The organism is Bradyrhizobium sp. USDA 4502 (assembly GCF_054063355.1).
Genome location: NZ_JBSSGF010000001.1, coordinates 6,410,852 through 6,432,064, shown reverse-complemented (window position 1 = coordinate 6,432,064; position 21,213 = coordinate 6,410,852). Strand labels below are relative to the sequence as shown.

The window sequence follows — 21,213 nt, the reverse complement described above, 5'->3', positions numbered from 1 at the left end:
AGCTGGTTTTGCGATGCCCGACGATCAATCCGCCATCCCGGCAAGGGACGCCAAGCGCCTGTTCGCAGGCCTTGCGGGCGCGCCGGCGCTCCTGCTTGCGGTGTCCGGCGGTCCCGATTCAGTCGCGCTGATGTGGCTCGCCGCGCGCTGGCGCCGCGCGCTCGCGCAGGGACCGCGGCTGGTGGCGGTCACGGTCGATCACGGCCTGCGTCCTGAAGCGGCTCGCGAGGCGCGCGACGTCAAGCGGCTGGCGCGAAGTCTCGAGCTGCCGCATCACACGTTGCGTTGGACTGGACCAAAGCCTGGAACCGGCGTGCCGGCAGCGGCGCGCGCGGCCCGCTATCGACTGCTCGCGCAGGCCGCACGCAAGCATGGCGCCACGCATATTTTGACCGCGCACACCCGTGACGATCAGGCCGAGACGCTGTTGATGCGGATGCTGCGCGGCAGCGGCGTTGCGGGCCTCTCGGCAATGGCGCGCGAGACCGAGCGCGACGGCGTCTTGCTGACACGGCCGCTGCTCGACATCTCCAAGGCCCAGCTGATCGCGACGCTGCAGAAGGCGCGCATCGGCTTTGCCGACGATCCGACCAACCGCGATCGGTCCTTCACGCGTCCACGGTTGCGCGCGCTGATGCCGATGCTCGCGGCGGAGGGCGGCGACGCGCGGAACCTGGCGCGGCTTGCCGCGCGGATCGCGCGCGCCAACGCCGCCCTGGAGGTGCTGGTCGACGACGCCGAGCACTATCTTGCGTTGAAGAGCGAGGATAACTCCGGCGCGGGCTTCGATTCTGCGCTGTTCGCAGTAATGCCCGAGGAAATCCGCGTCCGTCTGCTCAAGCGCGCCATCGACCGCGTCGGACATGAGGGCCCGGCCGAGCTCGGCAAGGTCGAAACCCTGCTCGCCGCGATGGACGAGGCCTTGGATGGGACTTTGGGAAAACGCGAATCCAGGCTGAAACAGACCCTTGCCGGAGCGGTCATCAGCATCGCCGCCGGCCGGATCAGGATCGGCCCGGCACCGCCCCGCCGGGGGCGCTCCCGCTGAGCCGGGTTCGATTGTTTCAATCGCTGTCATAATCGGGCAAAGAGGCTTAACCACCCCGGAAAAACACCGGATTCAGCGCCATTTTTTGACCGGGAATCGCGCTAGGATGCGGTAAATAGTCGTGCGTGGTTCCCTTGGCATCTACCCCAGCGGCACCTAAATTGTATGCCATCGACGGGATGGATTCCCTGGGGATTCCCACAGAGCCTGCCCAAGGATAGAGAGAGGCCGCGATCCGCGCGACCACGAAGGAAGACCATGAACGCCAATCTGCGGAATTTCGCCCTCTGGGTCATCATTGTCCTGCTGTTGCTGGCGTTGTTCACGCTTTTCCAGAATCCTGGCCAGCGCTCGTCGTCCTCGGACATCTCGTTCTCGCAGCTTCTCACTGAGGTCGATCAGGGCCATGTCCGCGACGTCGTGATCCAGGGGCCGGAGATTCACGGCACCTTCAACAACGGCACGAGCTTCCAGACCTACGCGCCGAGCGATCCGACGCTCGTGAAGCGCCTCTTTGACGCCAAGGTGCAGATCACCGCGAAGGCGCCCGGCGATAACGTGCCGTGGTTCGTCTCGCTGCTCGTCTCCTGGTTGCCGTTCATCGCGCTGATCGGCGTGTGGATATTCCTGTCGCGGCAGATGCAGGGCGGCGCCGGCAAGGCGATGGGCTTCGGCAAGTCGCGCGCCAAGATGCTGACCGAGGCGCATGGCCGCGTCACCTTCGAGGACGTCGCTGGTGTCGACGAGGCCAAGCAGGACCTGCAGGAGATCGTCGAATTCCTCCGCGACCCCGGCAAATTCCAGCGGCTCGGCGGACGGATTCCGCGCGGCGTGTTGCTGGTCGGCCCTCCCGGCACCGGCAAGACGCTGATTGCGCGCGCGGTCGCGGGCGAAGCCAACGTGCCGTTCTTCACCATCTCCGGTTCTGACTTCGTCGAGATGTTCGTCGGCGTCGGCGCGAGCCGCGTCCGCGACATGTTCGAGCAGGCCAAGAAGAACGCGCCCTGCATCATCTTCATCGACGAAATCGACGCGGTCGGCCGTCATCGCGGCGCCGGCCTCGGCGGCGGCAACGACGAGCGCGAGCAGACGCTGAACCAGCTGCTGGTCGAGATGGACGGCTTCGAGGCCAATGAGGGCGTGATCCTGATCGCGGCGACCAACCGTCCCGACGTGCTCGATCCCGCGCTGCTGCGTCCCGGCCGCTTCGACCGCCAGGTCGTGGTGCCGAACCCGGACGTCGTCGGCCGCGAGCAGATCCTCAAGGTTCACGTCCGCAAGGTGCCGCTGGCGCCGGATATCAACCTCAAGACCATCGCGCGCGGCACCCCGGGCTTCTCGGGCGCCGACCTGATGAACCTCGTCAACGAGGCTGCGCTGACCGCCGCCCGCCGCAACAAGCGGATGGTGACGCAGGCCGAGTTCGAAGAGGCCAAGGACAAGGTGATGATGGGCGCCGAGCGCAAGTCGCTCGTGATGACCGAGGAAGAGAAGCTGCTGACGGCCTATCACGAGGGCGGCCACGCCATCGTCGGCCTCAACGTCGTCGCGACCGATCCGATCCACAAGGCGACCATCATTCCGCGCGGCCGTGCGCTGGGCATGGTGATGCAGCTGCCGGAGCGCGACAAGCTGTCGATGTCGCTCGAGCAGATGACTTCGCGCCTTGCCATCATGATGGGTGGCCGCGTCGCCGAAGAGTTGATCTTCGGCCGCGAGAAGGTGACCTCGGGCGCCGCCTCCGACATCGAGCAGGCGACCCGCCTTGCCCGCATGATGGTGACGCGCTGGGGCCTCTCGGAAGAGCTCGGCACCGTCTCCTACGGCGAGAACCAGGACGAGGTGTTCCTCGGCATGTCGGTCTCGCGCACGCAGAATGCGTCCGAGGCTACCGTCCAGAAAATCGACTCCGAGATCAGGCGTCTGGTCGAGGAAGGCTACAACGAGGCGACCAAGATCCTCACCGAGAAGCGCGAGGATCTCGAGGCGCTCGCCAAGGGCCTGCTCGAGTTCGAGACGCTGACCGGCGACGAGATCATCGACCTCTTGAAGGGCAAGAAGCCCAACCGGGAGTCGGTGCTGGAGCCGTCGACGCCGCGCGCATCCGCCGTGCCGCCAGCCGGCAAGCCGCGCCCGCGTCCCGATCCGGACACCGGCATGGAGCCGCAGCCGCAGGCGTAAGCCTCGCCCGCGATGGCCGGCACTTCCGTCAGACCAGTTGTGCAAAAGCTCGGCCTCAAGCCGGGCTTTTGTATTTTTGTCGACGGGTTGTCCGTTCCCTACGGCGACGTTGTTGGCGAACTGCCCGCCGATGTGCTGGTGGCGAAGACCGCACGGGCACCGCTCGATGTCGTGCACCTGTTCGCCGCCAAGGCCGAGGGGCTTGCGGCCAAGCTGCGGCGTTATCGTCAGGCGATCGCCCCTGACGGCATGATCTGGGTATCGTGGCCGAAGAAGAGTTCGCGCGTCGCGACCGACCTTACGGAGAGACAGGTCCGCGAAACCGGCCTCGCGAACGGCCTGGTCGACGTCAAGGTTTGTGCGGTCGATGACGTCTGGTCGGGACTGAAATTCGTGATCCCCGCCAAGGACCGCGGCAAGCGCTGAGATCGCGCCTTTCGAATATCCGTGGCCTCCGCTGCAACACCGTGGCATCCTCGCGCCAAGCCGTCAAACGGCACGGCCGCGTTGTCTGAAGGCGCGGCAAGAAAAGGGGAGGGGAGGCCGATGCGCAAGGCATTCGGCGCGCTTGGCGCCATTTCGTTCCTGCTGCTGCCCACGTCTTCCATCGCCGCCGAGATGCGCGGCGTCACATCAACCGAAATCAGGATCGGCCAGACCATGCCCTATAGCGGGCCGGTGTCGGCGTTCGGCGCGCTCGGCAAGGGCGAGGCCGGCTATTTCAGGATGCTGAACGAGCGCGGCGGCATCAATGGCCGCAAGATCAACTTCATCTCGCTGGACGATTCCTACGCGCCGCCGAAGACGGTGGAGCAGACGCGCAGCCTCGTCGAGAGCGACGAGGTCGCGCTGATCTTCTCCTCGATCGGCACCGCGCACAATACCGCGATCGCAAAATACCTGCAGGGCAAGAACACCCCGCAGCTGTTCCTGGCCTCCGGCGCCTCGAAATTCGGCGACATCACGCAATTCCCGCAGGCAACAATGGGCGTGCAGGCGCCGTTCCGCTACGAGGCACGGCTCTATGCGCGCTATGCGCTGGCGAAGAATCCGAATGCAAGGTTCGCCGTCATCTCGCAGAACGACGACTACGGCCGCGACTATCTCGCCGGCCTCAAGGACGTGCTCGGCGAGAAGTATGAGTCTCTGGTCACGGTTGCGACCTATGAGATCACGGACCCGACGATCGACTCCCAGATCGTCAAGCTGAAGGCCACCAATGCCGACGTCTTCGTGATCGCGGCGACGCCGAAATTCGCGGCGCAGTCGATCCGCAAGGCCTTTGAGATCGGCTGGCGGCCGATGACTTTCCTGTCCAACACAGCGGTGTGGATCTCGACCGTAATGCAGCCAGCCGGCGTCGAAGCCGGCACCGGCATCATCTCCACGGCCTATGTGAAGGATCCGGACGACCCGGCATGGAGCGACGATCCCGGCATGAAGGGCTGGCGCGAGTTCATGACCAGATACGTGCCGGAAGGCGATCAGCACGACACCAATTACGTCAACGCCTACAACAGCGCGATGGCGCTGGAGGCGGTGCTCAAGGCCTGCGGCGACGATCTCTCGACCGAGAACATCCTGCGTCAGGCATTCGCGATCAAGGGCCTGGAATTGCCGATGCTGCTGCCGGGCATCAAGGTCAACACCTCGCCGGCCGACCACGTGCCGGTCGATCAGATGCAGCTGATGCGCTTCAACGGCAAGACCTGGGATCGCTTCGGCGAGCTTCAGACAGGGAATTGAGGGTGGGGCTGATCGCGCTTGAACTGTGAGCGCCGGGGATCAAACCCGTCATCCTGAGGAGCCGCGCAGCGGCGTCTCGAAGGATCGACGGCCCGACTGGTGGCCGATTCATCCTTCGAGGCTCGCCCAGCGGCGCAATTGCGCCGCAAGGCTCGCACCTCAGGATGACGGGACGACGATGCGATTTTGGACTTGTGCGGCGTCGGTTAGTTCGTGCTCTGACCCGCCGCCGCCGCGCCGGTTTTCGTCTCGTCCGAGCGCACATGGATCACGGCGATGTCGTCCTTGTACACCCGCTTCCAGCCCTTCAGATGATCCAGCGCGTTGCCGGCGGGAGAGTCCGAGCTCAGCAGCGTGGCATCGATCCGGTATTTGTCGAGCAGGCCCAGCAGCCGGCCGACGTCGCGGGCATCGAGCGCATCGTAATAGTCGAGCACGAATTGCTCGCCATAGAGCTCGGCGCGGCCGTCGATGAACACCTTCATGTCGCGGCTGACCATGTAGCCGCCGAACGGCGCGGTGCTGAACACGCGTTGCGCCTTGTGCTGCTGCAGCACGTCGACCGCGGCAACGGGCGAGAACATCGGGAGGAATTTGAACTGATGCTGCGCGACGAACATCGCCGTCGTCACCCATGCGCCGATCACCATCGCGATCACAGCCAGGATCGTGACGACGGGAAATGCGCGCGTTTCTTCGAAGCGGGCGGCGGTGGCGCCTGCCGTTCCCCATTGCTCGGCGATCGGCTTGGCGAGCACCAGCGGAGCGATGAACGCGAATACCTCGATGTTGCGGACATGGCTCAGCGCCATCCAGATCAGCCCGAGCAGCAGCAGGATCCGCGGCACCGACAGCGTCAGCCTGCGATAGCAGATCAGGCCGATCAGGCCGAGCAGCGTGGCTTCGAAGAAGCTGGGCTTGCTGAAATCCGCCGGCTTCCATTCCCCGATCAGCGTCAGCAATTTGCCGAGGCTGAGGATCTTGGTCGCGCCCAGCAGGCTGTTCCAGCCATAGGGCGTCAGGCAGCTCGCGGCCAGCGCGGCGAGGCCGAACAGGCCCCATCGCACGACAAGCTGGCGGCGGCGGCCGGGCTCCGCGTTCCACACCGCCTCCAGTCCGATCGGTCCGATCAGCGCCAGCCCGAGAACGAAGCCGCCATGCAGATTGGCCCACAGCGTCATCAGCGGCAGCAGCCACCATGACGGTGAAGTGCGGCGATCCGCGGCCGCGAGCAGGCCGCCGATGAACGCCAGCAGCACCGGCAGCGCCAGCACATGCGGCCGCGCCAAGAAGTGGATCGTCGACAACAGCAGCGCCAGCGCCGCGATCAGAAGCGCGCGCGCCGGATCGAAATACGGGCTCAACAGATGCAGGAAGATCGCGAACGTCGCGCCGATCGCCATCGACGACAGGATCACCGGCCCGGCCCAATCGCCGCCGTATACGAGCGCGTACACCACCTGCGACAGCCACGAGCTCGAGATCCAGGGCTCGCCGAAACGGGTGAACGAGAACACGTCCGATGTCGGCATCGCGCCGTGTTCGAGGATCCACTGTCCGACCCGGATCTGCCACATCGTGTCGGAATCGCGCAGCAGGATTTCGCCGGCCGAGAGATAAAACAGATAGGCGCCCACGGCGGCGCACAGCGGCACCAGTCCTCGCGCCGCGCTACGGCTGCTCACGCTGCTGGTGATGGAGAGTGACATGCGCTTTCTTGCTTGTTTCGGCCGGGGCATCCAGAGCCAACGCCACCGCGTGACGCCAGCGCGCACTCGACCACGGCTTCCGATAAATTCGGGTAAATGCCGCAGCGATATCGCGCGCGTGCGCAAGATCAGATACCTCGATTTCGAGCGATCGCCTTAGCCGGCGATTTACCATCGCGGCCCTGATCCGGCCGGGAGCGGCCGGAGCGTCGCCGGCTCAATCAGAGGTGGTACCAGAGGTTGCAAAAAATCCTTACAATTCCAGCTTGTCATTCAGTCTGAATAGTTGTTCACTTCTTCAGGCGATTGCGGGATCAATCGCTCAAAACGTTGAAGACTCGTGTGTTCTGCCGGTGGGCGCCGGCCGGGGCGCACGGCGGGGGGACGGAACGCCATGGTTTACCGGCGAACTCATCAGGTCGTGAAACGGCTGGCCGCGCGGCGCAGCGCCATCCTGTCGGCTGCGCGGGACGCGGCGGCGGCGGGCGGCATGGCGGCGGTCCAGATCGCACCCGTCGCGGTGCGGGCCAATGTCGCGGCCGGAACAGTCTACCGCTATTTCCCGTCGAAGGCCGAGCTGATCTCGGAATTGATCACTGAAGTCTCGCGCGACGAGCTCACGGCGATCCGGCGTGCCGCCGATGCCGCGCCAGGGCCGTCATCGGCGCTTGCCGCCGCGGTGACGACGATCGCGGTCCACGTGCTGTCGCAGCGCAAGCTCGCCTGGGGCATTTTGGCCGAGCCGGTCGACGTCGACGTCACCGCCTCGCGCCTCGCCAGCCGCCGCGATATTTCCGGCGAGCTGGCCATGCGCATCGATGCCGCGGTGCGCGCCGGCCACCTGCCGGCGCAGGACACGGCGCTGGCCGCCACTGCCTTGCTCGGCGCGCTGCATGAAGCGCTGGTCGGCCCGCTGGCGCCGGCCAATCTCGACGATCCGATCAAGCTGCGTGACGCGGTGCAGACCGTGACGCTGCTAGCGCTGCGCGCGGTCGGCGTGATGGACGCACGCGCGCGGGGCCTCGTGGTGCAGGCGACGACTCCGGCGAAGGCGCTGGTCGGCGCCTGAGGCCAGCGCGCGCGAAGAACAGTTCTGTCGCAATGGCGTTGTAGTTTTGCGGGCTGGGCTCAACCACCTCACGGAGCAACGCATGACGACGACCCATGGCTCGGCCAAATGGCAGGGCGGCATCAAGGACGGCAAGGGCGCGATCTCGACCAAGAGCGGCGCGCTCTCGGATTACCCCTACGGCTTCGCCAGCCGTTTCGAGGGCAAGCCCGGTTCGAACCCGGAGGAGCTGATCGGCGCGGCGCACGCCGCCTGCTTCACGATGGCGCTGTCGCTGATCCTGGGCGAAGCCAAGCTCACGGCGGAGCATATGGAGACCAAGGCCGATGTGACCCTGGAGAAGGTCGCCGACGGCTTCGCCATCACCGCGGTGCACTTGACGCTGTCGGCGAAGATCCCGGGCGCCGACAATGCGACGTTCCAGGAACTGGCCGGCAAGGCGAAGGCCGGATGTCCGGTGTCGAAGCTGCTCAACACCAAGATCACGCTCGACGCGTCGTTGCAGGGCTGATCGCGGCGCGGCGGGTTAGAGCGTTTTCGAGCGAAATAGGCACCGGTTCGTGTGAAGAAGACGCGTCAAACTGGAATCTAGAGCTGCGCGTCGCCCTTCGGGCCGACCGAGGCGATGCGCAGCATGTTGGTGGTGCCGGGCGCGCGCAGCGGAACGCCGGCAACGATGATGACGCGCTGGCCGGCCTTGGCAAAACCGTCGCGGAACGCAATCGAGCCGGCGCGGTCGACCATGTCGTCGAGATCGTGAGCGTCCTCGGCGACCACGCAATGCACCCCCCACACCACCGACAGCTTGCGGCCGGTGACGAGGTTCGGCGTGATCGCGACCACCGGCACCTTGGGGCGCTCGCGCGCCACGCGGATCGCGGTCGAACCTGATGACGTCCAGCAGATGATCGCCGACAGGTCGAGCGTCTCGGCGATCTGCCGCGCGGCGTCGGCAATGGCGTCACCCACCGTCGCTTCGGGATCGACGCGCTGCGCGTTGATCACGTTGCGATAGGTCGGGTCGCGCTCGACCTCCTCGCCGATGCGGTTCATGGTGGAGACTGCCTCCACCGGGAATTTGCCGGCGGCGGATTCCGCCGACAGCATGATGGCGTCGGCGCCTTCGTAGACGGCGGTGGCGACGTCGGAGACTTCGGCGCGCGTCGGCACCGGCGCCTGGATCATCGATTCCAGCATCTGGGTAGCGACCACCACCGGCCTGCCGGCGCGGCGCGCCATCCGGATCATCTGCTTCTGCAGGCTCGGCACCCGCTCCAGCGGCAGTTCGACGCCGAGATCGCCGCGCGCCACCATCAGCGCGTCCGACGCTTCGATGATGTCGGCAAGGCGGTCGATCGCCTGCGGCTTCTCGATCTTGGCCATCACGGCGGCGCGGCCGCGGATCATCTTCTTGGCCTCGATCACGTCCTCGGCACGTTGCACGAAGGACAGCGCGACCCAGTCGATCCCCTCCGGCAGCGCGGCTTCCAGGTCGGCGCGGTCCTTTGCGGTCATCGCCGACACCGGCAGATCGGTATCGGGCAGGCTGACGCCCTTGCGGTCCGACATCTTGCCGCCGATCACGACGCGCGTGACTGCGCGCTCGGGCGAGGTTTCCTCGGCGATCAGCCGCACCTTGCCGTCGTCGAGCAACAGCGCATGGCCCGGGCGGAGCGCCGCGAGGATCTCCGGATGCGGAAGCTGGACGCGGCTGTTGTCACCCGGCGTCTTGTCGGAATCCAGAATGAAGCTCTGGCCGTTCTTGAGCTGGGTCGAGCCTTCCGCGAACGAGCCAAGCCGCAGCTTCGGCCCTTGCAGGTCGACCAGGATGCCGATCGGCCGGCCGTAGCTCGATTCGACATTGCGGATGGTCTTGACCAGCTCCCGCATCTTGTCGTGCGGGGTATGGCTCATGTTGATGCGGAAGACGTCGGCGCCCGCCTCGAACAGCTTGCGGATCATCGCGCTGTCTGAGGAGGCCGGGCCGAGCGTTGCGAGGATCTTGATTCGACGCAGTCGTCTCATGGTTTGTTTCCGGGTGGTGCGGCTGGCGGCAGACCAGACGCGCCCGGAGGCGCTGCGCCCGGCGGCGGGTTGGGCAGGCCCGGCATCGCCCCGGGACTTCCTGGACCCACGCCGCCCGGCATTCCCGGTACTTTCTGCGGCTGTTGTTCGTTGGCTTCGGTCAGCTGGACGGTCCATGCACGCTGCTCGCCGGTGTCGACCTCGAAGAAGCCGGTGCGGTCGAACCCGCGCGCCAGGCAATTTTCGGTGCCCTTGATGGTGAATTCCTTGTCGCGCGAGCACATGAAGGCCTGGCCGGACCATTCGCCGCCGCGATCATAGTCGAGAGCGTAGATGTAGTAATAGCGCGCCACAAGGTTGCCGCGCAGCAAGGTCTCGCAGGTGCGCGACGACACGTTCCACCAGCCCTCGGTGGTCCAGCCCTCGGCGTCCTTGTAGCCGAGCGCGATGCCGACGCGGCTCGAGGTGTTGTTGCAGAGCCGGAAATCGGCCGCCGCCGGGCTCGTCCACAGGCAGGCCGCGACCAGCGCCAGCACCGGCAGGAGGCCGGCCAACGTCAGACGGATATTGCGGGGAGCTGAGGCGAGGGAATCTGTTGGGCTCATGCAGCGAAGCTATATCAAATCATGGACGATTTCGCGTGCCCGGCCGGCACTGTCAACGGGCAGGCGCCCGTCTGCGACGCTGTCGGACTATGGCCGGGGTGGCCGGACGGGTCCGTTTTGCGCGCCGATATGGCAAAATCTGTGACAATTCCCGATTGCCAAAAATATCATAGCGACATGGTCTCCTTGGGCCGCTGGCGCGCTGCCGCCTGATCCCGCCCTCTGGCGCGCGATCGCATGAAAAGGGTCAACCCCGGGCGCCCTTTCCAGTGCCGAGACCCGTAAATGTTACCAGACGGGGCGCCCCCCAAAGCCCCGCTGGGTCGCCATGCTTCCAATCCCACGACCAACGGTAGGCTCGCGCCGCGCGGACCCGCGAGGGATTGATAATTTGCCAGCCGCCGGTCACGGCGCTTTGATCGCGGCATGCCACGCCGCCGCTACACGAAATGGTCAGGTCGCTACCCGCCGGGCAGCCCGGCCGACTGGATTGCTGACGGCCATGCCACCTGTAACGTCCGGTGCCACGGGTGCAGCCGCATGGTCGATATCCGCCTCGACATGCTGCCTCAAGACCGGCCATGGACCCGCGTGGGCTGGTGCCTTGTCTGCAAGGAGTGCGGCGCTGCTGGCGCGGTGAACATCGTGCCGAACTGGCATGACATGATCGGACACGCGGTTCCGTTCTCGCCGGGGTGGAGATCATGAAATTCTGTACCCGGTGCGACAATGGCCGGTGGGTTTGTGAGACCCACCCAGATCGGCCATTCTTCGGCGATCGGGCGTGCGCTTGCGGCGGTGCTGGCGCACCTTGCCCGTCCTGCAATGGGAGCGACCTCACCGATCCGGAAGACTTGCCGGAGATGCCGGAGGACTTCGTACCCGACGCGCGGCTAAAAAAATGATAGACCGTGGCTGGGAGCGCGCCTTCGACGATCCGATCCTGCTCCCCGCCGGCACCAAGCTGATCACGCTGCGCGACGCCGCCACCTACATCACCAAGCTGCCGAAGCGCGAGCACGATGCGCCGGAATGGCAGGCCGCGATCGAGGCGCTGATGCTGGTAGCGCGCGGTGGCCCGACGATGCTGGCGCGTATCGGCGTGATGCGGGCGCTCAACCGAGGCAACGCTAACAAGGAGCCGCGCAGAAAAGTCGCGCGACGATATAGGATCGTTCGATGAAGCCAGACAGCCTTCCGGCAAAGATACTACACGGGCTGATTGCGGCGCTGCTCCTTTGGGCGATGGCCGACTTGATCTTGTCGCGCTTTCTCCGCTAACACCATGGCTGTTTCCGAGGGCATCTGCCGGCGCTGCATACGTAAGGATGCGCCAGCCCCTCGTTGATCAGAATTCGGCCGACATCGTGTCCACCGACGGCAAGTGAGCCGCACAGTCGTCCGTAGTTGCATCGCGGCGTCCCTTCGTCACCGGGTCTGCATTCGCAAGAGACGCGACGAAGATCGGCATTGCCGCTCAGGATCAACTGGCGCAATCGCTCGGTCGCCTTCTCCGCAAGTTTTCCTTCCTGCTCGCACCGCGCCAGGTCGCCCTTCTCAGGTGTGTCGAAGCCGGCCAACCGATAGAGTTGTCCCTGGTGCCTGACAGTGTCGCCATCGACCACTACGATCTCCGCGGTCACAGGCGGACGCAATGGATCGGGCGCGTGGGCGACCTGCGGACCCGTTCGCGTCATATAGAAGTACGCCATGACCGGCGCAATCGCCGCAAGGATCAGCCACACGGGCCACACCGCTGGTGGCCCTTTCTGCGGCTTCTTCTCAGGGCGGCGGAAGGGAATGACGGCCATAGTGCTGGTCACGATACCGGAGGGCTTCATTGCGCACCCGCCCGGGTTGCGGACAGATTGTCGCATCCGCCCGCAAGGGAGATCGGGCGGGCATAGGTGGTTCTCGACGTCATTTTCTCTTGCTCGCCGAAGCCTTTCGGCTGGCATCGATGATGACGATTTCGGAGGCCCGCTCGCCTGCCTGAAGGCGCTCATCACGGATGCGCCTGATCTCATTCAGCTTATTGCCCAGATCACCGTAGTCGATGACGACAAACACACCAAAATCGGTTTGTGAGGCGGTCTTGTAGAATTCCAATTGCTTCTCGTAACCGTGCACGACCGTGCCGCTCGATCGTTTCATCTCAACCAATACGCGAGCCTGATAGCCGCTTGAGAATTTGAAATCGATCGGTCCTCCGCCCATGTTGGCCTCGGGCGAGATATCCAAATCGTTCGCTTTGCAAAATGCATCTGCGATCGCGTAGTAAATAAGTTGCGACGCGCGTTCCTTCTTGGGCTTGCCACCGACCCAAAGCTCCTCCCACAAATTGCCCGCCTCAACGTGACGCTTGAACTGGGCGATTGTATCTTTGACCACGCGCATTATCTCGTTGGGGCCGAGTTTCAAATTATATGGCGTTGCCTGCTTGAGGCCCGCAAAGCCGTCCGAGACGATAGCCTTGAGCTTATAGTATCCGAGCGCATCTAGGTTCGGATCGTAATTGCTGACATTCTCCTTTACAGCCGCCAAGAAGAAGTTGAAGTCGGCCGGTGAACCCAAGGCGGCACTACGAAGTGCATGCTTTCGGTCGGCGACGGTGGGTCTAACAATTCCGCCCAGAAACCGGTTTACTCGGTCACGTATGCGCGTGTTTTCCATCGCAGCGCGCTCAATATCCGACCAATCGTTGGCGATGGGCAATTCACGGACGATATCCTCGGGAACTAGGACGATCGGCGCTGGGCGACCTCTCGCGTTAACGAACTTTGGCAACTGGTGCCTTGTGCAGACATCGAACGAAAACAGCGGAACGCCATTCGCCTGACAAAAAGCTTCCGTGATCGCCGCCAGCTCCTCGATGATGACCGTCGTTGTCATGTCGCTGATGGTGTCGGGACCCACATCCTCCTCAAAGAAGCCCATTAGCGAGATCATCTCGGGATCGCTCGCGCCCAGAGTGATGATCTCCTTGCTCGTGCGGAGGATAGCTTCACGAATATCCTCAGGCCGGGAGTTGCCTGATCGGCCGCTTCCGCCATATCCCAGCCCATTCTCAGGTGGCTCGCTCAGGTCAAGTTGGCGCCGTGCCGCCTTCCAAGCCGCGTCGTTCTCTGCCTTCGAGATGTTGAGCATGCGCACCAGTATCTCGAAGTGCTGCCGAAACCGGCCAATGGCCGTCGTATTGATCATCTCGTTGCCGGACTTCTCCAGCAGCACCGGATCAATGAACAACGGCATGTCAACGTCGAGGAAAGGGTCGATCAGCCCAGCCGCCGCCAGGGCTTGTGACGATACTCCGAAATAGGCTGAAAACAGGGTTGGGTTCTGGACGCGAGCCATGACAATGAATGTAACTCGCGTGCAGATTGAACACTAACGGTGACACTAGATTAGTGTGGATAAACACTTTGAGCTGCGCGGCATATCAGCGGGCGGCTATGTCGAGGCCGGCGGTTTCGTGACTTTGTGAGGAACGCAAAAGCCCGGCCATCAATCATGATGGCCGGGCGGGGGGGGGGGGGAATATGAACTCGATGAACACCGCGTATATGCTGCGGTGCGACGCAGACTTCCATTCCGGATGAATACGGGTGCCCGGGCTCGCCCTAATGAGGCGCGGCCCTAGCTCAGGTTGCTAGGGCCGCTGGTGAGCCCAAGGCGCGGTACACCCCCTGCGCTCGGCTTCAATAGAGCCGAAAAGCTCAAGGTTGCATAGCGTGAGTTTTTCGCGAAGGGACTTCTCGCGCTGTTGGCGCGCCGCGACTTTCGCCCTTGGCGCTAGTCCAAAGTCGTGTGAGTTGGTTACGCGCAAAGGTTGCGAGCGGTGACGTTATTCGCTTAGTAGCTTACTCTTTTTCCAAGCACCGCTGAGGCGAGCAAACGTTCCGATGTCGATTTATCTTGAAGGTTTGGCAGTTCAATTTTTTCGCGGGATCGGACCTGCAAAGCAGGAGTTGGGTCCGTTCAAGGACTTCAACTTCTTTATCGGCGCAAATAACGCTGGTAAATCCACGATTTTGGATTTGATCCACCGCTACCTGAGCAAGAAGAAGAAAGAACCTCAAATCGTCGGTACGGTTGACGCATATGCAGGGGCGAAGACAGGTACGTTCTATTTCGCTGTCGGCCTATCGGTACAGACGTTCACAGATGAGGTGATTGCTCAGTTCGGCCTGACCACTAAGTCCCGCGGTTTCAACGATCACTCGGTTCGTACTTTCCACCAATCCATCAAGCGCGTCTGCCAAGCAATGGCTGACGATGAACTCATCTGGGTGCAAAATGATCGGCGAAGTGGCGATCCCATTGAGCCTGCGATACTGGATCGGGCCAAGCGCGCTTTAGACCTTGGCCCGTGGCAATCCTTGTGGAATGCATTTACCGGGAGCGGCGGTGGTGGGATTGACCAGCATTGGGTGCCCGAGACGCTCAAGCTCTTTTTCGATGCCCAACCTCAAAGGCTTCCTGCCGTGCGGTTCATTCCAACCCATCGGCAGGTTGGTGAAGCAGCGGACGCCTTCAATGACTTTAGCGGGAGGGGGCTTATCGGCCGACTGGCCGAATTACAAAGTCCCGATCATGATAAGCGAGAGGACTTCCGGCTGTTTGAGCGGATCAATTCGTTTCTACAGACCGTCACGGGCCGAAAAGAAGCAAGAATTGAGATACCGCATCATCGAAAGCACGTGCTGGTCCACATGGACAACAAGGTGTTGCCGCTATCAAGCCTAGGAACAGGTATTCACGAGGTGGTCCTAATTGCCGCCTTCTGTACGATCAGTCAAAACGAAATCGTTTGCATTGAGGAACCGGAAAGTCATTTGCATCCGCTGCTACAGCGGAAACTCATCTCGTACCTGCAATCGAACACCTCCAATCAGTACTTCGTGGCAACACATTCGCCGAGTTTCATTGATACGCCGGGCGCGGCCATATTTCACGTCACGAACGACGGCGTTCAAACTCAGATCAAGGAAAGCATTCTGCGGAAGGAGCGGTTTGCGATCTGCTCGGACTTGGGCGTGCGCGCATCAGACATCGTACAGTCGAACTTCGTGATCTGGGTGGAGGGACCGTCTGATCGCATCTACCTAAGACACTGGATTGCCAGCGTCGCCCCTGAATTACAGGAGAGTATTCATTACTCCATCATGTTCTACGGCGGCCGGTTGCTAAGCCATCTATCGGCGACGGACGAGGAGGTCACCGAGTTCATTCGATTGCGATCTCTCAATCAGAATTTGTGCGTCATCATCGACAGCGATAAATCGAACGCCGGCTCGCCGATCAACGACACAAAGGCCAGGATTGTTGCCGAGCTTGAGGACACGCGCAGTAAGGTGTGGGTCACCAAAGGGAGAGAGATCGAGAACTATATCCCGCACGATGCCCTGCAAGCTGCTGTCGGAGAGGTCTATTCCGCCAAGTATCATTCCGCCGTGTCAGCTAGCCCATATGGACACGCTCTACACTTTAGGTCGCGCTCCTCGTCGGGCACTGGCCCCGACAAAGTAGTTAGGGACATAGACAAGGTGCGGGTTGCAAAGATCGTAGCGAGCAGGCCTGCCGAGCTAGATATTCTTGATCTTAGGGAGAACGTAACGGATTTGGTGGCCCTCATCCGCGCCGCGAACGCCTAAAAGGTACTTTGGGGCCTGCCAGAACTTTGCGGGTACGCGGCACCGCCGGCCTTCTGCGTATTTTCCGAAGCCGTCTCCGGGTTTTGCTTCATGAGCAGTCGGACCGGAAACCCACGCGGCTTCAATTGGTTCGCCGGCCCAGCCGCGTGTAGTATCCGCCCGGATGACGGAAAGGAGGCGGCGGAATGCTTGTGAATGACGATCTCGAACGATGCTGGCGGCTTTGGCTGCGGCTATCGCACAGCGACCGCATCCGGTTTGGCGCGCGGACGCGAAAAGTTCGCGGCAAGGAGCGGCTGGCGATGAAGGAGCGGGCGGCGCTGGAAGCCAAGCAGGTTACGCAAATGCGGGACTTGAGTTTGACCGAGGCGGACCTCGCCGGCGCTGTCGGATCGATCGCAGCGCGGCGGCCATAAACGGTCACTGGTGCTGTGTAAATCATAGCCCCGGTCTCCGACAGCGGCCGGCCGAGAAAACGCGGGTAAACAGGTTTACCGGGCCGGCAAAAGGCTCGCCGGGCCGAGGTCTGATCCGGATGCGCAAACGCCAGCTTTGACGGCCATGCGGAAGTCTTACGATACGCGAGGGCATTGCCGCTGGTGATTTACAGCAGACTTTGTGACGCATCGTAGCGGTGGCCGATATCAGTTACCGCAATCGATAAACTTTGATCCGCCCGGCAGGCAGCTTTTTCAGAGTTGTCCGGTATGGCAAGGCAAAGGATCATGTCCATGTACTTCCTTACTGCCTGTCTGATCGTGTTGGTCTTGAGTGCCGTGGTATCGTTTCGTCGATCCAAGTCTTTGTCGCGAAACTTTCAAGGGCGGCTCGCGGCGATTTGGCCCTCGCTCTGCGCGGGAATTTGTGCGCTGGGGCTGATCGGATTTGATCGTGTTCGGGACAAGCAAGAATTTGGCCCCGACGCAACGATATATCTCTTCATGCTTATCGGTGCCTTCGCTGCCGGTTGGTTTGTTGGGGCCTTTGCCGAAAGCTACGTGCAGAACGAGCGCGAAAATGCGTCTCCCTAAATCACTTGCGCCATTAGCTCCAATTTTCGTGTTGTGGCTGCTCCTTCTGGCTGAGGTAATGTGTGCCGTCTTCGCGGAAAGCGTCTTCTTCGCTGGGAGATTTACACCACTTCATTGGGTCAACTACCGGGACGAACCCACGCTGTTCGTCTTCGTTTTCGCGACTTCTCTTGTGGGGACCGTCTTCTTAGGTTGGCTTCTCCTTGGCCTCATACCAAAGAGCGCCTAGCGATATGCTCAAACTAAATCGCATTGTCGGTCTCGTCTTTCTAGCAGCGCTCGCTTACGGCCTGCTCCAGGCTTACGGGTTGCTGCCGGAAGGCTCACCCCGGCTGTTTCCTCAACGTAGCGACGCGCCAGCGGCTTAAGATAGATGCCCCGCATCCGAATGCCCGCTTCTGGGGGCCCAATTCAGACCTCCGCTGATGTTCGCCATCGCGTCGCTGTCAGAGGCACAGCGGACATCCTGAGCGTTTGCGCTTTGTGGTGGTGAGGCCGCTCCCGGCGGATGGGCGGCAGCATAGGATCGCCCACCCGCCGGGCCGCGCCGCCATGCCGATGCTGCGGCGGCGCATCGGGGAGGTTGGGTTCAAACGTGGCGAACGACATCGGCCTGCCCATCGTCCTCGCGCGGCGCAGGCGGCGACGCGGGCGCCCACTCGATACCGAGAAGCGCGAGCACACTGACATCGAGGCGATGATCGACTGACAAGCCCTGCTTCTGCGCGTGATCGATCAACGCGATTTCTTCGCGCGCGGTCGCCAGCATGTCCCGCTCGATTTCGGTCTCCCTCTCCCGGCGCTGCTCGGCCATCAATGCCTCGTCATCGTCGGCGCACTCGTCGATCAGCGTATCGAGCTTTTGAACGATCTCGGCCTCGAACAACCAAGCAAGCAGAGCGATGGTATTTGGCTGGGGCTCGGTAAACCCGATCGTGCCTGGCGCAGCGTTGAAAATTTGCACCTGATTGGTCTGGGTCGGAAACGAGATCGGAGCGGCGTTCTCGACGGCGCCGGACATGTCGGGCGCACCTTGCGTGGCGAGCGCCTCGATCTCACGCCGCATCGCGGCCTTCACAATCGACGACGGATGCGGTGCGCATCGCGTCCGCTGCAAGTCGGCTTCAAGCTCGCGCAGCCGGCGGCGACGCCCTTCGATCGCGTCGAGGATATTTCCCTTGAAGCTCGGCACCTCGATCTCGACCATCGCGCCGATGGTCCCGCTCGGCCGCTTGGCGATCGCCGCCTCGATGTTTTGAAGCAATCGACCGAGGAGCGTGCTCTCTGCATCTCGCGGCGCTCGCGCGGCAAGCAGCCGGTCGAGATCGGCGCTCGCCCGGTCCAGACGCTTCTGCTCGGTTTGCACGCGAATGTCTTCTGCATCGAGACCGCCGCCGCCGACTGCGCGCGGCTTTTGCAATTCCGCGATGCGAGCCTTGACCTTGAAGATTTCGATGCGCACCGCTTGCTCGCCCTCGAAGCTGCTGACGTACAGCGCTGAGAGTTCTTCGCGCCGCAGCCGCATTTGCTCGACCTTCTCGCGCGCTTCGTTCGGCAGAATATCCATCGGATCGCCGATGTTCATCGCCATCATGCCGGGCGACAATGGGCCGGCGACAATGTTGCTGGCATCGCCTGTCGGAAAGCCGGCCTCGTTCTTGAACTGCGGCCTGCCGCCAAAGCCAAAATTCTGATGCTGATTGCTGTTCGCCATGACGCGCTCTTGCTGATGATCGACGGTGTGATCGGACCACGTTTCGTTTGGAGCGAAAACGGGTAGCTCGCTCCAAAGATCGGGCGTTCTGCTGCGGGCGTCGCCGCGAACCCTGACATGTCGGATCGCGCGATAGCGGCCGACATGACGGCCGTCCGGTTCATGCAGGTAGCGGAGTTGGCCGGCAAATCTAACAAGTTGTTAGATTTGGAAATCCCGGTCAGCGGCCTCTATCTCCTCGCTGCGCCATCGACGCCCGAGGAAGCCCAGCAAGAAATCATCGCGCGTGCCGAGAGTGGCGAAACGCTCTCGGTCGCCTACGTGGGGATCATCAACGAGGCCAGCGCAGGCAACACGCCGCTCGGAAAGACCCGCAGAAACTACGGCCCTTTTTTCGCTGGCGATGTCGCCGTCGAGCATGCTCTCGCGCTCGTCGAGCAGATGGATGCACATCAACCGCGCAAGATATTATTGATCAACCACGCGCTTGGCGCACGTCCGCCGCGCATTTTCAGGGCGATCCAGATCAGTTGCCGCTTCCGATCGCGGTGCCTGCATGTTGCGTCGGCCTTCGTCCTCACCCATTCCGACGTGCTGTAGCGGCTGAGCGCGCTGGCGATCTCACCGGCCACCGCCCACCGGCTTCGGCCGTGATAGAACGCCGTCAACTCGCGGATCGCGGCGTCGCTCGCCCGGAGCGCCGCCTTCGTTTCCGGGCTGCGCTCGCCCGGCCGGGTGCGCAGCGCGTCACGAAGTTCGGCGACCTCGGTGGCCGTGAGCGAGTTGAGATCGAGCCGAACCGTCATGATCCTACAGCCCGTCGTCAGGAGCGCCGTCGTAGGCGATTTGCGCGACGCGCTGCGCAAAGTCGCCGCGCGCGAGCCGCTGGCGCACCTCCTTGACGTGATCCGGCAATCGCAGCAGCGAGCCGACGTGCCAGAGACTGGGTTCGGCGATAGCATCCAGAATTTCGGCGATCGACGGCCGGAAGCGCGCGGTGCGACGCAGGTTGCGAAATGCGATAGCCAGCCGCAGACGTGAGACAGGCGGATCAGTCGTTGCGACCTCGGCCGCTGCGATCTCGATAAAGTCCCCCAAATCGACGTCCTTCGCGCCGAAGGCCAGCAGCAGCACGCCGATTTGCTGTTTGATCTCGGTGACCGTCGCAACAGCGACGGTCGGTTTCAGCGCGGCGTACAGGCGCCGGAATTCTTCGTTCGCGAGCATGACCTCGGCCTCGGCAAGCTGATCCCGCACGTAGCTTTCCCGGTTGCGATCCGCCGGCTCTGTCAGGATGCTCCCCAGCCGATCGCTGACCCAATGCGGCTTCTGCCGCGCGAACGTGCCTTGCGCCATGGCGATCACCTCGACGCTGACCGCCGTGTTGCGATCGCGCGTGCTCGCGCCGGATTTAACGATCTCGTTCATTGTCCGTCTCCTTCGTCAAAATTGCCGAGCAGGCCGCTTTGCCGTTTGATCCGCTCGGCGGGTGTCTCGGGACGCGCTGCCGGCTCGTCGAGCCAGCATTGTTTGCTGAGCCACGTGGCCGGATGCTTGGTGAATTTGGGTTCTTGCCCGTTGCGCTCGTCGGCGTATCGCCGGGCGGCGACCAGCAGTTCGTCTGGCGTCGCTTCGCCGGCACGAATGATCCGCGCATAGGCTTTCTCGGCGGCGCCTCTCGCGACGTGTCGCGGATAGGCGGCATAGAATTCCTCGAAGCCTTCGCCGTGCTGGTGACCGTTTGCGGGACGTTGACGCGGTTTCCGTGCTGAGCGATCACCATGATCAACATGGCGGAGACGATCACTCTCGCGCGCGTGCGCGCGTTGGGTAGTTCCCTTGGGTAGTTCTATGGGTAGTTCATTGGGTAGTTCTGTAGGACGCTGGCGTCCGGGTTTTTGGACGCGCGCGTCCGGGTTTCTGCCACGCGCGTCCGGGTTTTCTTGCCGCGTGCGTCCGGGTTTTTGATCGGATAACCGGACGCTGGCATCCGGGTTTTCGCACCCATTACCGGACGCTGGCGTCCGGGTTTTCAGGATCGGACGATAAACGTTCGGCCGGTGCCGACCGCCTGAGACGGCGACATCGAGATGACCTCGGGCGGCAAGCTCGGTCACGTTCCGGCGCACCGCGCGGTCGGTGATCCCAAGCGCGTTTGCGATGGTCTCTTGCGTCGGCCAAGCGTCACCGCTGCGCTGGTTGACGTGCTGCGCCACGATAGTGGCGACGTGAAGCGCCATCGGAGGCAACGAGCGATCGACGGCAACCTGCCGGAGCCAGAGGAACAGGCCACGCGCGTATCCGGGCTTCTCGGCGCCGCTCTCGAATGCTTCGGCGGTGGTGTGCGTCATTGCGGCGGTCCCCTTCTTGCGAAGGTGGGACCGGCGCGCTATTTTCGGGGTCTCGATGATTGCCCCGACCTGCGCCGGTC

General features: G+C 62.9%; 22 protein-coding genes. 13 read left to right on the top strand and 9 right to left on the bottom strand.

Features of this window, described 5'->3' with window-relative positions; translation table 11 throughout:
- Positions 1-13: 13 nt before the first annotated feature.
- The 4 genes from tilS (at position 14) to ACVW1B_RS30065 (ending at position 4,975) form a co-directional block, all read left to right on the top strand.
- Complete coding sequence (tilS, locus tag ACVW1B_RS30080) at positions 14-1,048, top strand: tRNA lysidine(34) synthetase TilS (protein ID WP_456822678.1); 1,035 nt, start codon at positions 14-16, stop codon at positions 1,046-1,048.
- Positions 1,049-1,306: 258 nt separating this feature from the next.
- On the top strand, positions 1,307-3,229 hold the full coding sequence (gene ftsH / locus ACVW1B_RS30075; RefSeq protein WP_057018122.1) for an ATP-dependent zinc metalloprotease FtsH: 1,923 nt from the start codon (positions 1,307-1,309) through the stop codon (positions 3,227-3,229).
- 39 nt (positions 3,230-3,268) lie between these two features.
- Entirely contained in the window at positions 3,269-3,655 is a 387-nt protein-coding gene (locus tag ACVW1B_RS30070; protein ID WP_456822677.1) for a DUF3052 domain-containing protein, read from the top strand.
- A 120-nt stretch (positions 3,656-3,775) separates the two neighbouring features.
- Positions 3,776-4,975: an ABC transporter substrate-binding protein gene (locus ACVW1B_RS30065; protein ID WP_456822676.1), complete on the top strand. Its 1,200-nt coding sequence runs from the start codon at positions 3,776-3,778 to the stop codon at positions 4,973-4,975.
- Between the two features lie 206 nt (positions 4,976-5,181).
- Here ACVW1B_RS30065 and ACVW1B_RS30060 read toward each other — a convergent pair whose 3' ends face one another.
- Positions 5,182-6,684 carry a hypothetical protein gene (locus ACVW1B_RS30060; RefSeq protein WP_253606793.1) on the bottom strand — a complete coding sequence of 501 codons (1,503 nt, stop codon included), beginning with the start codon at positions 6,682-6,684 and terminating at the stop codon, positions 5,182-5,184.
- 394 nt (positions 6,685-7,078) lie between these two features.
- Between ACVW1B_RS30060 and ACVW1B_RS30055 the strand changes: the two genes are divergently transcribed.
- Complete coding sequence (locus ACVW1B_RS30055) at positions 7,079-7,753, top strand: TetR/AcrR family transcriptional regulator (RefSeq protein ID WP_026191806.1); 675 nt, start codon at positions 7,079-7,081, stop codon at positions 7,751-7,753.
- Between the two features lie 82 nt (positions 7,754-7,835).
- Complete coding sequence (locus ACVW1B_RS30050) at positions 7,836-8,264, top strand: OsmC family protein (RefSeq protein ID WP_016841620.1); 429 nt, start codon at positions 7,836-7,838, stop codon at positions 8,262-8,264.
- Positions 8,265-8,341: 77 nt separating this feature from the next.
- Here ACVW1B_RS30050 and pyk read toward each other — a convergent pair whose 3' ends face one another.
- Both pyk and ACVW1B_RS30040 read right to left on the bottom strand, forming a co-directional pair.
- Positions 8,342-9,778 carry a pyruvate kinase gene (gene pyk, locus ACVW1B_RS30045; RefSeq protein WP_225162447.1) on the bottom strand — a complete coding sequence of 479 codons (1,437 nt, stop codon included), beginning with the start codon at positions 9,776-9,778 and terminating at the stop codon, positions 8,342-8,344.
- Positions 9,775-10,383, bottom strand: a complete 609-nt coding sequence (locus ACVW1B_RS30040) for a DUF1036 domain-containing protein (RefSeq protein WP_038377731.1) — start codon at positions 10,381-10,383, stop codon at positions 9,775-9,777. The genes pyk and ACVW1B_RS30040 overlap by 4 nt, the downstream gene beginning before the upstream one ends.
- 540 nt (positions 10,384-10,923) lie before the next feature.
- Here ACVW1B_RS30040 and ACVW1B_RS30035 point away from each other — a divergent pair.
- On the top strand, positions 10,924-11,091 hold the full coding sequence (locus tag ACVW1B_RS30035; protein WP_456822675.1) for a hypothetical protein: 168 nt from the start codon (positions 10,924-10,926) through the stop codon (positions 11,089-11,091).
- A gap of 193 nt (positions 11,092-11,284) precedes the next feature.
- Complete coding sequence (locus ACVW1B_RS30030) at positions 11,285-11,566, top strand: hypothetical protein (protein WP_456822674.1); 282 nt, start codon at positions 11,285-11,287, stop codon at positions 11,564-11,566.
- Between the two features lie 94 nt (positions 11,567-11,660).
- Here the strand turns inward: ACVW1B_RS30030 and ACVW1B_RS30025 are convergent, their stop codons facing one another.
- Both ACVW1B_RS30025 and ACVW1B_RS30020 read right to left on the bottom strand, forming a co-directional pair.
- Complete coding sequence (locus tag ACVW1B_RS30025) at positions 11,661-12,224, bottom strand: thermonuclease family protein (RefSeq protein ID WP_456822673.1); 564 nt, start codon at positions 12,222-12,224, stop codon at positions 11,661-11,663.
- 79 nt (positions 12,225-12,303) lie between these two features.
- Entirely contained in the window at positions 12,304-13,737 is a 1,434-nt protein-coding gene (locus tag ACVW1B_RS30020) for a chromosomal replication initiator DnaA (protein WP_456822672.1), read from the bottom strand.
- A 548-nt stretch (positions 13,738-14,285) separates the two neighbouring features.
- Between ACVW1B_RS30020 and ACVW1B_RS30015 the strand changes: the two genes are divergently transcribed.
- Both ACVW1B_RS30015 and ACVW1B_RS30010 read left to right on the top strand, forming a co-directional pair.
- Positions 14,286-16,037 carry an ATP-dependent nuclease gene (locus tag ACVW1B_RS30015; RefSeq protein ID WP_456822671.1) on the top strand — a complete coding sequence of 584 codons (1,752 nt, stop codon included), beginning with the start codon at positions 14,286-14,288 and terminating at the stop codon, positions 16,035-16,037.
- Positions 16,038-16,222: 185 nt separating this feature from the next.
- The gene (locus ACVW1B_RS30010; protein ID WP_456822670.1) at positions 16,223-16,453 is read left to right on the top strand and encodes a hypothetical protein; all 231 of its coding nucleotides are present in this window, start codon (positions 16,223-16,225) and stop codon (positions 16,451-16,453) included.
- Positions 16,454-16,641: 188 nt separating this feature from the next.
- On the opposite strand, the gene ACVW1B_RS30005 is transcribed toward ACVW1B_RS30010, so the two are convergent.
- Entirely contained in the window at positions 16,642-16,770 is a 129-nt protein-coding gene (locus ACVW1B_RS30005; protein WP_456822669.1) for a hypothetical protein, read from the bottom strand.
- On the opposite strand from ACVW1B_RS30005, the gene ACVW1B_RS30000 reads away from it, so the two are divergent.
- Positions 16,763-17,068, top strand: coding sequence for a hypothetical protein (locus ACVW1B_RS30000; RefSeq protein WP_456822668.1), 306 nt, complete (start codon positions 16,763-16,765; stop codon positions 17,066-17,068). The two genes, ACVW1B_RS30005 and ACVW1B_RS30000, sit on opposite strands and share 8 nt — an antisense overlap.
- A 589-nt stretch (positions 17,069-17,657) precedes the next feature.
- Here the strand turns inward: ACVW1B_RS30000 and ACVW1B_RS29995 are convergent.
- Positions 17,658-18,635, bottom strand: a complete 978-nt coding sequence (locus ACVW1B_RS29995) for a hypothetical protein (RefSeq protein WP_456822667.1) — start codon at positions 18,633-18,635, stop codon at positions 17,658-17,660.
- Here ACVW1B_RS29995 and ACVW1B_RS29990 point away from each other — a divergent pair.
- Both ACVW1B_RS29990 and ACVW1B_RS29985 read left to right on the top strand, forming a co-directional pair.
- Complete coding sequence (locus tag ACVW1B_RS29990) at positions 18,594-18,848, top strand: hypothetical protein (protein WP_456822666.1); 255 nt, start codon at positions 18,594-18,596, stop codon at positions 18,846-18,848. The genes ACVW1B_RS29995 and ACVW1B_RS29990 overlap by 42 nt on opposite strands.
- Positions 18,849-18,899: 51 nt before the next feature.
- Complete coding sequence (locus ACVW1B_RS29985; protein ID WP_456822665.1) at positions 18,900-19,382, top strand: hypothetical protein; 483 nt, start codon at positions 18,900-18,902, stop codon at positions 19,380-19,382.
- Between the two features lie 210 nt (positions 19,383-19,592).
- Here the strand turns inward: ACVW1B_RS29985 and ACVW1B_RS29980 are convergent, their stop codons facing one another.
- Both ACVW1B_RS29980 and ACVW1B_RS29975 read right to left on the bottom strand, forming a co-directional pair.
- On the bottom strand, positions 19,593-20,210 hold the full coding sequence (locus ACVW1B_RS29980) for a hypothetical protein (protein ID WP_456822664.1): 618 nt from the start codon (positions 20,208-20,210) through the stop codon (positions 19,593-19,595).
- The gene (locus tag ACVW1B_RS29975; RefSeq protein ID WP_456822663.1) at positions 20,207-21,133 is read right to left on the bottom strand and encodes a helix-turn-helix domain-containing protein; all 927 of its coding nucleotides are present in this window, start codon (positions 21,131-21,133) and stop codon (positions 20,207-20,209) included. Before ACVW1B_RS29975 ends, ACVW1B_RS29980 begins: the two co-directional genes overlap by 4 nt.
- Positions 21,134-21,213: the final 80 nt, after the last annotated feature.